Origin of the sequence: Pedobacter sp. (assembly GCF_035317785.1) — a bacterium.
Classification (GTDB): domain Bacteria; phylum Bacteroidota; class Bacteroidia; order Sphingobacteriales; family Sphingobacteriaceae; genus Pedobacter.
In genome coordinates, this window is record NZ_DATHGC010000215.1 from 1 (window position 1) to 11,868 (window position 11,868).

Sequence of the window (11,868 nt, forward strand, 5' to 3'; positions counted from 1 at the left end):
TTGGGAATTCATCGATCTCATACTATTTCTTTTGATAGTGAATGGATTTGACCTGTTGAGCAATTTTAGGGCTAAAACGTTGCAGATGCCCGTATACAGAAGTATAACCATTGGGATGATTGATATATAAGGCCAGGCCAAAACCACTGTTCTGGACGCGCAATCTCGAAATATAGCCGTCAGCAATGGCATAAACCGGATAACCCTGGCGCTGGTTTGTCCGGAAGTCAATTCCTGAATGAAAGTGATTGGCACGAAGTTCTCCAAAAGAGCCCGCAAGGGCCGGTGGTACAATGTCGAGAGGGGGGCGGAAATCAACTAAAGGATATTTATTATTGCTGAAAATCTGCTGTCCGCTTGCGCCGGTGATCCCAAGTATGATCAATCCCAGTATCAAATTTAGTCTGATCATTAAATTTATTTTATATCAAAATTAAGTAGCTGCTGTCCGGCAAGCCATGCCTCGAGTTTATCACCCTGGTGTATCCGACCTACTCCTTCTGGCGTTCCGGTAAATATCAGGTCGCCTTTTTTTAGCGTTATGTATTGAGATACGAAGGAGATGATCTTTTCAAAGGAGAACAGGATGTTCCTGGTATTGCCGCTTTGCCTGATCTGGCCATTGATCTGAAGTACAAAGTCCAGGTCATAAATATCGCTGATGCCGGATTTGGGTACAAAATTGCTGATTGCGGCAGAGTTGTCGAATGCTTTGGCCAGTTCCCATGGCAGACCTTTTTCTTTATGTATATTTTGAATGTCCCGGGCTGTGAAATCAATGCCAAGTCCCAGTTCTTCATAATAATTTGACGCAAATTTTTCTGAAATGTGTTTCCCTTCCTTACATACTTTTAGCACTACCTCAAGTTCGTAGTGAATGTCTGACGAGAAATCAGGAAGATAAAAAGGTTTATTGTCTTTTAGAATAGCTGTATCCGGTTTGAGGAATATGACCGGACTGCCGGGTATGGGATTGTTGAGTTCTTTAGCGTGCGCCGCGTAATTCCGTCCTATTGCAATGATCTTCATTTTATACTTTTATAATGCGAATATCGCTAAAGTATTCATTCTAACCCACAAGAAACAATCATTTGAGGGTTATAAAACGGAAATACGTTTTACCACGGTTTCAGCTCCGGCCACTATTTTTAAAAAGTAGATGCCGGTGTTTAAGCGGTTAGGAATTGTGTAATTTTTTGTCTGTTCCCCTGGCTGGATACGCTCATTGGAAAGCGTAACAACTTCGTTACCTAATAGGTCCATGACCTTTACGAATAGATTTGACTCACGATCAATGCGCAATATGAGGTTAATCTGGTCGTCTACCGGATTTGGATAAACTTTTAATACAGTAAGGATCTTTTCAGGTTTAACCGGATTTTGCGGGATAGTTTTAGTACTGGAGATCAAATCACTATACTGTATGAAACCTAACCCGTATTTAGGCCTGTAAGTGGGCACGCTGGCCTTAATTTGCGGTGTTTTGTTGATTCTCCTTGATCCGATGCTGTTAATGGAGCTATCCGGTTTCTGGGCAAAAACACTAACGCTGCCCAAGGTGCTCATGCATATAATGCAAAAGAAGTTAAGGAGAAGCGCTATATGGTTTGTCTTGCTCATGTTTGATGATTGCCCAAAAATATAAATAATAAAACAATATAATCAATGATTTTGTTCGATAATCAGATTTTTAACAATATTTAACAAGTTATTACGTTTGGATGGGCTTTTGTACCTCGAAAGCTGATCCTGGCTTTAAATAAAAACGAGGACTGCAACTCCATAGGTCATTTATTTATTTGTAGTTTTGCCCCGTAAAAAAAATAGAAAGTGTCAAATCATAAAAATTTAAATGCACTTAGTGCTGGGGGGTTACTTGTAAGTTTAGGTATTGTTTACGGAGACATAGGTACATCTCCTATATATACTTTGAAAGCGATTTTTAATGCTGCGGTAACAGGAGGACAGGCCGTTGACGAAAATCTTGTGCTTGGTGCTTTATCCTGTATCATCTGGACACTCACATTGCAGACTACTGTTAAATACGTTGTTATTACTTTAAGAGCCGATAATAAGGGTGAGGGCGGGATTTTTTCTTTATATTCTTTGGTCAGAAAAAATGCAAAATGGCTGGTCTTACCTGCCGTAATTGGCGGTTGTGCGCTCCTGGCAGATGGCATCATTACTCCCAGTATTACGGTGACATCGGCCATCGAGGGGCTTAAACTGAAGTTTCCTGAAGTTCAGGTGATTCCTATAGTGCTGGCAATTATTACAGTTTTGTTTGTAATTCAGCAGTTTGGGACAGATCTGGTTGGCAAGCTGTTTGGCCCTGTGATGTTCTTATGGTTTGGTACCTTAGGTGCGCTGGGTATTTATTTTGTAGCCCAGGACCTCACTATTTTTAGAGCCCTGAACCCATATTATGCGGTTAACCTTCTTATCAATAATCCCTTAGCGCTGCTCATTCTGGGCGGGGTTTTCTTGTGTACAACCGGGGCAGAAGCATTGTATTCAGATATGGGACATTGCGGCCGCAAAAACATCAGGGTAAGCTGGATCTTTGTAAAACTCATGCTGATTTTGAATTACCTGGGACAAGGGGTTTGGGCATTGCAACATGGAAATTATGATGTTCATGATAATCCATTCTTTAAAATGGTCCCTGGCCAATACCTGTTGTTTCTTGTTGGCCTGGCAACGTGTGCTGCAGTAATTGCGAGTCAGGCCATGATCACGGGTTCTTTTACATTGATATCTGAAGCAGTAAGGTTAAACCTTTGGCCTAAGGTCAGGATCAATTATCCAAGTAATCAAAAAGGGCAGATCTACGTTCCGTCTATCAATTGGATCTTGTGGGCCGGTTGTATCACAATTGTGCTAATCTTCAAAAGTTCTTCCAGAATGGAGGGTGCATATGGTTTGGCTATAAATTTGACATTCCTGGCCACAACGATACTTGTTGCTGCTTATATGAAGCGTAAGAAGATTCCGGTATACATCATTGTCATCTTTTTAACAGTCTACGGTTTGCTGGAATCTACTTTCCTGATTGGAAACATGGCAAAGTTCTTTCACGGAGGATGGGTGACCGTAATGATTGGATCACTATTATTTACGGTGATGTGGAGCTGGTATGTAGCGAGAAAAATTAAGAACCGTTTTGTTAAGTATGTCGAAATAGAGGATTACTATCAGATCATTAATGAACTGAGCAGTGATATTTCTGTTCCAAAGTATTCTTCTCAGCTTGTTTATCTCACCAGCGCTAATTTCAAGACTGAGATTGAATCGAAGATTATATATTCCATTATCCAAAAAGAGCCCAAGCGTGCGGATGTCTACTGGCTGGTGCACGTGGACGTGGTGGATGAACCTTTTACAAGAGACTATAAGGTGGAGTTCCTCATCCCCGGTAAATTAATAAGGATAGACTTTAAGCTGGGTTTTAGGGTGGAACAACGGGTAAACCTGCTGTACAGAAAAGTAATCGAAGAGCTGGTTAAAAATGGAGAAGTGGACATTACGAGTCAATATACTTCACTAAATAAGCATAAGATTGCGGGTGATTTCAGGTTTGTACTGCTCGAAAAGCACCTGTCCAGGTTTTCAAAACTTAGCTTTTATGAACAAACCATAATGGATTATTATTTTGTCTTAAAAAGGTTAAGTCTGTCGGAAGAGCGAAGTTTTGGGCTGGATTCAAGTTACGTTGACGTGGAAAAGGTGCCGCTAATATTTGTGACGCCTGATGATATTGAAATGAACAGGTTGCCGGTATAAGCGGTCACACAAGAACCAATGCATAAAAAAAGGCTCCGGGGCGGCTTCCGTGTGCACCGGGTATCACAGTTGACTATGATGGGGTACTAACTTTTGATTTGACGGACAGTATTAGCATTCAGCAACAGTTCCATGCTACTTTCGGGCTTAAACGAGAAATCCAGATTGCTGCTGGTGAATGAGCCTTTTTGGCCTTAGACAATGTGCTAAAAAGAGCCTAATGACCAAGCTGCAAATATTAAACTGGCTGGCTGGAAGTGACCCCTTCGCTGCTTGAATGGATGGTTTTGCAGAGGTTCTTGGACACCTAGTGTATCCAATGCGTGGTCTTACGGCCTGATTTAATCTCAGACAGGGCTTTGAGATATACCTGGTTCTGTGCGTCTAAAAACCTGCTTATTCCTTCGGATTTCATTTGTGGTGTTTGATTTATTTGGTGTTATCATAACAAATTTACATATTTTGATGGAATCCGATAACAGCTGTTAATTGGATGCAATTAAATAACATAGCTTTTAAGGGGGTCGAATTCGACCCCTTATTGGTTTGAAGCAGGAAGTAACTAAAAAACTATTGCCGGCTGAACTGGGAGCTTTTTGTGATTTATAGTATGATGTTATCTTAGGCAGCTGCATCCTAATTTAAATCAGATCGGTTAGAGTGAAAATTTGCACGATTTATTTGTAACACTATTGATTTAAAGGTGATGGACGCTTTTTAATCGCTATATTTAATTTGGTTTGGATTACGACGGGTAGCGATACACAAGCTTAACCAGGTTAAACATGAAAGACAATTTATTGGTATTACTGATAACTTTAACCAGTTTCTCAGTTTCGGCACAGCAAAATTCATTAGGGATTTTTGAGGGACAAGCGGACATTGGAACAGGAACTAAAGCAGGATCCGGAACCTATCTTTCCCAAACGCAGCAATACATCATTTCCGGTGCAGGCACAAATATCTGGAACAACAGTGATGAGTTTCATTTTGTATACAAAAAAATGAAGGGTGATTTCATCTTGCACTCCCGTGCCGATTTTGTTGGCTGGAAGGGAGTAGACCCACACCGTAAGCTGGGCTGGATGATACGAAAATCCCTGAAGGCAAACTCGGCCCAGGTTAATGTATCTGAACATGGTGATGGCCTTACTTCGCTACAGTTCCGGCGTACAGATGGGGCTATGACAGAAGAAATCAGGTCAAAGGTTGATTCTGCTAATGTTCTTCAGCTGGAGCGGAAGGGCAATACCTATACCATGAGGATAGCCAGGTACGGTGAGCAATTTGTAACTGCCCAGGTAGCAAATATAGAGCTGGGAGATGAAGTATATGTAGGCCTGTTTGTAGGTTCACATCATGCAGATGCCAATGAAAGTGGGGTATTCAGCAATGTACGCATATCTGTTCCTTTTCCTGATCATGAAAAAGTTGCCATGACACTGGGCAGTGATGTTGAACTGGCAGAGATAGCTACTGGAAATCGAAAGATAGTACATTCAGTGCCCTATTCTATACAGGCACCAAATTGGACGCCTGATAATAAGAGCCTTATATTTAACGATGAAAAGGGAATACTGTACCGTTTTGGTCTTGAGGATTCAAAAACAGAGACTATAAATACCGGTGGCGTGACGAGCAATAATGACCATGTACTTTCCTTTGATGGAAAAATGCTGGGCATCAGCAGTAATACCAAATTGGGGTCTATAATTTATACGGTACCCACATTGGGTGGTGTGGCCAGGCAAATTACTCCTTTGGCACAGTCATACCTGCACGGCTGGTCTCCGGATGGGAAAGATCTGGTATTTTGCGGACAGCGAAATAATGAATTTGATGTTTATAAAGTTCCTGCTGCAGGTGGACCTGAAATACGGTTAACTGATGCTAAGGGGCTTGATGACGGGCCGGAATATACCCCGGATGGCAAATATGTCTATTTCAATTCAGTGCGTACCGGTATGATGCAAATATGGCGCATGAAACCTGACGGTAGTAATCAGGAACAGATTACATATGATAATAATCTCAACAACTGGTTTCCGCATATTTCGCCGGATGGGAAGTGGATCGTGTTTATATCTTTTTTAAAAGAAGAAGTTGAACCAGGAGACCACCCGCCATACAAGCATGTCTATATTCGCTTAATGCCAATTACCGGAGGTAAGCCAAAAGTACTGGCTTATTTTTACGGCGGGCAGGGTTCTATGAATACCCCTTCATGGTCGCCGGACAGCAAACAGGTCGCATTTGTAAGCAATTCGGATAAGATGCCAAAGTGATTAAATTTTCACGTTACAGAAAGTTCTACTGAGAATTTCTCTTCTTATCCGGAACAATATCAGATCCGTAGATCTTGCCCGGTTTCGCGTTATTTTCCCTAAACCCAGAGATATAATAGTTATTGGTTAGCTCTGTTGAGGCTCCGGTCGCGTGTAGCTTCGCATGTACGTTATCCCCGGTAGCGTCCCCTGGCATTCTTTGTGCGAAGTAAGAAGAGTACACATGCGCTTTTCCGCCTCTGTTGTCTATGCCGGGAGCACCGGACCGTTGGAAGTTCGCCTGTTGAAAACGTACTGTACCGCTATTTATGATAGCTCCTACGGTAGGACTGCCCCAAAATGCACTGTTGTACAGGATAAGTTGAGCATCAGGGTGAACTTTATCGGTATTAGCTTCGCCTCCCATAAGAACATATGACCTGACAGGTTCTGCTGTCCGTGTATTAACCAATTCGGAGTTGATCGCGATCAATTTGGTGTTTTTGTCGGCGTCTTCTACAAATAAAGAATACGAGCATCCGTCTGAACCGTGACCTATGACCGTCATTTCTCCTGGATCCTTACTGGTTATTGCGTCCTTCAGGAAATGTATACCGTAGAATGACCCGAAAACGAAATTGTTGAAGATCGTTTGGTTTTTAATATCGGCGAATTTAAGCGCGCTGCAATTTGATTGTACAAAACGTGTCAAAGATATTCTCGGATATCCCTGCCCTCCTTGTGGAATTCGTGATCCATAATGCGGATTGAGCTGCATATTCCGGATAAATCCACCTTCAGCACCTCCGCCTACCCAAATGCCTGCTCTTGCGAATACGCCGGCAAAATAATCAACATAATGTTTGCTCGTGTTGTATGAAGCGAGGTCTATTCCTTTATCGCCGCCCCCTACGGTCACATTAACAATATATACGTTTGGACCTTGTCCCTGGATCAGGAACGGGGTTACCCTGGGGTTCTCAGCGCTAAAACCGTCAGTTGCGATATTAAGTTGCACGATCGTAAGTCCTCTGATACCAGCACTTGCCTCGAGCTGTATAAGTGAAGCGCCTTTTTCTCCGGCAGCACCGCCAGCATAAGTTGTAAACACGCCTACACCACCACTTTGAGTATGGTGCTGTACATCCCATGTTCCTCTCAATTCCACTCCTGAAGGAACTTTGATAGGATTGTTCACCAAATATCTTCCACCGGGCAGATACACTGTACCTCCGCCGGCAGCCTTAACTTCGTTAAGTGCTTTTTGCAGTTGAGCCGATACATCTTCTGTCGGTTGGTCGTTGTTAAAGCCCGTTGCTCTTGGCAGATCGACTTTCAACACTTTGTTGGACGCCGGCCTCGGGTGTACTTTAATGTCTGTTACTACATTTTTAGGAATCGGGTCAAACAAATATTCCTTGCTATTATTGATCTCAACTTTGGCAGATCTGCTGTCATTTTTGATTTCCAATTTGCCGTTATAGCCGGAGTTCACCGATTTGAGTGTATTCACGTCTGATCCCAGAAACACATGACCGGCAGGTTTTTTAAACTCGCTCTGGGTGAGCAGTACATTACCATTGTTTATTTTAAGCGCGTAGTTGCTGTAATCGCTAAACGTACAGCTTTCAAAGGATATAACTCCGTCGCTGCCATCGCTGACGATAGGCCCGGTGAAATCTACACCGTTGAATTGGACGGAAGTTTTGAAATCGTTATAGAAATATACGGCCTTACCATCTTTTTCAGCTCCAAATGTAGAGTTGGAAATAAGCAAACCGTATGGGTTGACGGCCTGAATATATAAACCGGTTCGGCAATTTTTGATATGAGTTTCGTAAAACTGCGCGTTTGGGGTATCGGAGAAACCGGATTCTCTGCCGACCCACATACCCGTCTTATAATCGGATACATACAGATTAGATACATATTCCCAATCTGAGCGGTGCATATTGAATCCTGTGCCGTTCGCTTTCGTGTACCCTGCTACCTTGGCAAGGGAGGGTGAACCAGGAAGCCCTGAATTTGCCCAGTACTTCGGGTCTATTTTGACATTCTCGATACGTCCGATATCGGTGCATACATGGACCTCGATCCCTGTACTGAGGGCGGTCATGTAGCTATTCAAAACATAATGCAGTTCGCTGGGAGCGGAATAGAAACCGTTGTAGGCGTTTACAAGAGTTACGTTTTCAATTGTCACACAGTCGCCGCCTGGTTGAAATAATGTCCATGGATATGGTTTTATGTCGTTGATATCCTGTTCAGGATACCAAATTGACAGGTTCGTCACGCCGGTTCCCGAATTCATATCTATAAACCTGTCGGCTATGTTTGTATAGGTAGTGCGGAGTGCGTTGCCAGCCTGGGAGTCGTTCCACCAACTTTCAACGGTTCCGTTATAATTGGGTGCGTTTTTGCCAACGCGCACTTCAAGAATGGTTCCAAGAACTTTCCCTTTGTTTGATTCAGGATCCGCCCAGTCGCCGCGAAGCTGTACACTCGTTGGGAGATTCAGAACATATTCGTGTTTAAAGTCTTTCATTGTTTGGTCTGCGCCCTGACGCACTCTAACGCTCTTGGTGGCGGTTTGCGTACTGCGGAACTCATAATTACCCGCCGGTATATACACTATACCACCGCCATTGTTATATGCGACATCAATTGCAGCCTGGAAAGCCGATCTGTTGTCAAACCCCGGCTTGGCTTTCGCACCAAATCTAGGATCGGTCACTACAAAGTCGGATATGACCCGATCTTTTGTAGGATAAACAGGTTTTATGCTTTGTTGGTTTACTTGCTGTCTGATCGCCCCTACTTGAGCATTAGTAATGTTTGCAATAAATAGTGCTGTAATGGCGATCATAGCTATTTTACTCCATATTGAAACTGTTTTTGCAATTCTGAAATTTACCCTGCTCATATGGCTTTTCAGGCCTGCCACGTTTTTGAAGTGGTCTCTGGTCCTCATTGCGCTGTTTAAATTACCGTGCTGCTCCATAACATTATTGCTTTTTAAAAGACTACTATTATTCTGTCGAATTGCTCGGCTAAGATATAGTTTTGAAGTAACAGATATATTTTAAAAAACGGAGAAGTTTTAAAAGCAAAACCCTGAAGTTGAGGAAACAATTCGTTTATACGATGTGAAACGCATCATTGTTGGCCATACCATTGTACCTGCTTATGGTATTCCTGGCGATGCTCAATTCGGCATCGATCTCTATGCGGTTGATAAAAATGGAGATTACATCACTTACCTGCATCTATATTAAATCGTCATCATTAATGGCTTTGATCCGCTTTTCTCTTTTGATATCAAATGATACGCCTAAAATTTATTTGTATTAAGGGAGAATATTAAAACTCTTGAGCACTTCTTTTAATGATTGAGGATCTAAAAACTGTATCGCATAAATGCCCACCTTCTTTGCAGCTTCAACGTTTGCAGGATTGTCATCTATAAACAAAGATTCTTCGGCCTTGATACCAAACCTTTGCAAAAGTAACTCGTATATCCTATGATCAGGCTTGATTAATTTTTCCTCGCCCGAAACAATGATTCCATCGAATTGCTTTAAAAAGCCGTATTTTTCATAAGCTACTTTAATCTTTTCGGCTGACCAGTTCGTTAGACCAAAGATATTGTGTGTTTTGCTGACCTGGCTCAATATTTCTACCGTTCCCGGAATATCGGATCGCAGCATAGTGTCCCAGCAATCATCGAACATGGCAATTTGCTCACGGTACTCTGGGAATTGTTTCTGAAGGATTTGTACCGCCTCGGCAAAAGACCGGCCCCTGTCCTGTTCCCGGTTCCAATCATCATTGCATATATTTTTAAGAAAATAATTCATTTCATTTTTATCTACAAAATGCTTCTCATACAGATACCTGGGGTTCCAGTCAAGCAAGACATCTCCAAAGTCGAATATTATATTCTTGATTTCCATATATTTTATTTTTGGCCCCGCAATATTTGCAAAACCTATATTGTAATCTCTATCCAGTTTCCCTCATTGTCCTCAACAATGCTTTCATAATAACCGTCTCGGTTAATACGTGGTTGTCCTACCACAGTATAGCCGTCTGTTCTGATCCGGTCAGTAAGCAGATCCACCTTTTCCCTGCTGCCAACTGATATGGCAATATGGGCATAACCTCGGACCATTCCCCGTTTTCTCGCTGAAACCTTAGAAAGTATGAACTGAATGGATGCCTTAAGCTCTCATACTTTTCGTTGCTTATCTATCATATTAAAATATTTTGAATAAAAAGCTTTCGATTCCTCCATATCGCTGACCCATAATGTCACATGTTCCAATTTCATAGTATTTTTATTGCAAATAAATGCAATTTTGCACTTTTTTTGCAATAAAAAATTTCATCTTAAAATAGATATCCTCGATATCCTGATAGAATTCGGAAAGTATGTAAAAGGACGTATTGCCCTACAGGACTGGAACAAGGGCGTCGCTTTTAAAAACATCAAGATCAGGAAGATAAATTAGGAAAGCTTCGGTAAGGCTCAATAAAGGCAAGTAATCAGATGATCTTAAGATTCTTAAAGCGCAAATCGTCCAGTTTGGGATCATCACTTGGAAGTTCGGTCACCAGAACATTCACTCCATGCAGGCCACAGACTACAAAAGATTCGCTGGTACCTATTTTTTTGCTATTGCTGAGCACAACCACCGTTTTGGAGCCTTTCAACATTGCCTTCTTTACAGCCCCGTCCTCTCTTATTGCTGAGGTTATGCCGAAATCCTTTGAAATTGCACAAGTACCCATAAGATAAAGATCGACAACGAACTCCGATGCCTCAGCACATGTTCTGGCGCCCGTATTTGTTTGTGTATCCCTGTTATAGTTCCCGCCAAGTACAATTACCTCTATGTTCCGGAACCTCGCCAACAAAGGAACCAGGGCTATATTATTTGTTATAACCCTAAATGAGGCATTGGTTGGTAAACATTCCGCAACCGCACATATCGTGGTTCCACCATCCATGAACACGCTCATCCCAGGCTTAAACAAAGGCTGGACCTTCATCCCAATGATCTCCTTTTCTGTAGACTGAAAGTCAGCCCGGTCCTGAAAGGAAAGTGGATTTTTATCACGCGATATCGCTCCCCCTCTAACTTTTGACAAAAGACCATTCTCGTCCAGGTAGTCAATGTCTCTGCGAACTGTGTCCTCGGAAACTGACAGGCCCGCAGACATTTGACTATAGGTGACCGTACCTGTATTCTTCAAACTGGAGATTATATACTCGAACCGTTTTTCTCTGATCATTTCCCAACAAATATAATTCTTTCAGCCCGTTGCATAAAATGTATATGTTGCAATTATTTGCGAATTTGCAAATAATTGCATTAGTTTGCAATATGGAAAATAACCAGGTAACAACGAAAGCAAAAAAAGCAACACAATACATATTCCTGGTGTGCGGGTTTGCTGTCTCAAGCTGGGCGCCGATGGTACCTTTCGCAAAAGAAAGGCTACACTTGAATGATGGTAATCTTGGGCTGCTTCTATTGCTTTTTGGGACAGGTGCGATTTCAATGATGCCGATAAGTGGATACTTCTCTAAGCTTTATGGTACACGAATCGTTATATTGATTTCGGGACTGGTCGCTGCTATCTTCCTTCCCTTATTGTTATTGATGCCAAATCCCTGGATGATGGGAGCTGCACTTTTTGTTTTTGGAGGGGGTATCGGTGTCATTGATGTAGCGATGAATTCCCATGGTATCCATGTTCAGAACCATTATGGGCGTCCCATAATGTCATCCCTTCATGGTCTTTTTAGTGTAGGTGG

Annotated in this window: 11 protein-coding genes and 1 pseudogene; 3 read left to right on the forward strand and 9 right to left on the reverse strand. The window is 42.2% G+C overall.

Translation table 11 applies throughout. The features are described 5' to 3' along the window. Positions 1-22 precede the first annotated feature (22 nt). The 3 genes from VK541_RS13045 to VK541_RS13055 form a co-directional block, all read right to left on the reverse strand. Positions 23-412, reverse strand: a complete 390-nt coding sequence (locus tag VK541_RS13045) for a M23 family metallopeptidase (RefSeq protein ID WP_324370753.1) — start codon at positions 410-412, stop codon at positions 23-25. Between the two features lie 5 nt (positions 413-417). Continuing rightward, a complete protein-coding gene (locus tag VK541_RS13050) occupies positions 418-1,029 on the reverse strand; it encodes a fumarylacetoacetate hydrolase family protein (RefSeq protein WP_324370755.1) in 612 nt (203 codons plus the stop codon). Positions 1,030-1,098: 69 nt separating this feature from the next. Next, positions 1,099-1,620: a T9SS type A sorting domain-containing protein gene (locus VK541_RS13055; protein ID WP_324370757.1), complete on the reverse strand. Its 522-nt coding sequence runs from the start codon at positions 1,618-1,620 to the stop codon at positions 1,099-1,101. A 210-nt stretch (positions 1,621-1,830) separates the two neighbouring features. On the opposite strand from VK541_RS13055, the gene VK541_RS13060 reads away from it, so the two are divergent. Then, positions 1,831-3,783: a KUP/HAK/KT family potassium transporter gene (locus VK541_RS13060; RefSeq protein ID WP_324370759.1), complete on the forward strand. Its 1,953-nt coding sequence runs from the start codon at positions 1,831-1,833 to the stop codon at positions 3,781-3,783. A 307-nt stretch (positions 3,784-4,090) separates the two neighbouring features. Here the strand turns inward: VK541_RS13060 and VK541_RS25830 are convergent, their stop codons facing one another. Further along, positions 4,091-4,198, reverse strand: coding sequence for a DUF1810 family protein (locus VK541_RS25830; RefSeq protein ID WP_414692621.1), 108 nt, complete (start codon positions 4,196-4,198; stop codon positions 4,091-4,093). 370 nt (positions 4,199-4,568) lie between these two features. Here VK541_RS25830 and VK541_RS13065 point away from each other — a divergent pair, with 370 nt between their 5' ends. Then, positions 4,569-6,068 carry a hypothetical protein gene (locus tag VK541_RS13065; protein ID WP_324370761.1) on the forward strand — a complete coding sequence of 500 codons (1,500 nt, stop codon included), beginning with the start codon at positions 4,569-4,571 and terminating at the stop codon, positions 6,066-6,068. A gap of 25 nt (positions 6,069-6,093) precedes the next feature. Here VK541_RS13065 and VK541_RS13070 read toward each other — a convergent pair whose 3' ends face one another. The 5 genes and pseudogenes from VK541_RS13070 to VK541_RS13090 all read right to left on the reverse strand — a co-directional run bounded on the left by VK541_RS13070 (position 6,094) and on the right by VK541_RS13090 (position 11,342). Next, a complete protein-coding gene (locus tag VK541_RS13070; RefSeq protein ID WP_324370763.1) occupies positions 6,094-9,018 on the reverse strand; it encodes a glycosyl hydrolase family 28-related protein in 2,925 nt (974 codons plus the stop codon). 166 nt (positions 9,019-9,184) lie between these two features. Further along, positions 9,185-9,313 (reverse strand): hypothetical protein, encoded by a 129-nt coding sequence (locus VK541_RS13075; RefSeq protein WP_324370764.1) that lies wholly within the window; start codon positions 9,311-9,313, stop codon positions 9,185-9,187. Between the two features lie 81 nt (positions 9,314-9,394). After that, complete coding sequence (locus tag VK541_RS13080) at positions 9,395-10,000, reverse strand: HAD family phosphatase (RefSeq protein WP_324370766.1); 606 nt, start codon at positions 9,998-10,000, stop codon at positions 9,395-9,397. A gap of 35 nt (positions 10,001-10,035) precedes the next feature. Beyond that, positions 10,036-10,377 (reverse strand): annotated as a pseudogene (locus tag VK541_RS13085) (VOC family protein). Positions 10,378-10,592: 215 nt separating this feature from the next. Further along, entirely contained in the window at positions 10,593-11,342 is a 750-nt protein-coding gene (locus VK541_RS13090; RefSeq protein WP_324370768.1) for a DeoR/GlpR family DNA-binding transcription regulator, read from the reverse strand. A 44-nt stretch (positions 11,343-11,386) separates the two neighbouring features. On the opposite strand from VK541_RS13090, the gene VK541_RS13095 reads away from it, so the two are divergent. After that, the coding region (locus VK541_RS13095; protein WP_324370770.1) for an MFS transporter at positions 11,387-11,868 on the forward strand (482 nt) is incomplete at its 3' end.

Bases quoted from the DNA above. Each gene is read 5' to 3' on its own strand.
- VK541_RS13045 (WP_324370753.1), bottom strand. From the start codon at position 412: ATGATCAGACTAAATTTGATACTGGGATTGATCATACTTGGGATCACC.
- VK541_RS13050 (WP_324370755.1), bottom strand. From the start codon at position 1,029: ATGAAGATCATTGCAATAGGACGGAATTACGCGGCGCACGCTAAAGAA.
- VK541_RS13055 (WP_324370757.1), bottom strand. From the start codon at position 1,620: ATGAGCAAGACAAACCATATAGCGCTTCTCCTTAACTTCTTTTGCATT.
- VK541_RS25830 (WP_414692621.1), bottom strand. From the start codon at position 4,198: ATGAAATCCGAAGGAATAAGCAGGTTTTTAGACGCACAGAACCAGGTA.
- VK541_RS13065 (WP_324370761.1), top strand. From the start codon at position 4,569: ATGAAAGACAATTTATTGGTATTACTGATAACTTTAACCAGTTTCTCA.
- VK541_RS13070 (WP_324370763.1), bottom strand. From the start codon at position 9,018: ATGAGGACCAGAGACCACTTCAAAAACGTGGCAGGCCTGAAAAGCCAT.
- VK541_RS13075 (WP_324370764.1), bottom strand. From the start codon at position 9,313: ATGCAGGTAAGTGATGTAATCTCCATTTTTATCAACCGCATAGAGATC.
- VK541_RS13080 (WP_324370766.1), bottom strand. From the start codon at position 10,000: ATGGAAATCAAGAATATAATATTCGACTTTGGAGATGTCTTGCTTGAC.
- VK541_RS13090 (WP_324370768.1), bottom strand. From the start codon at position 11,342: ATGATCAGAGAAAAACGGTTCGAGTATATAATCTCCAGTTTGAAGAAT.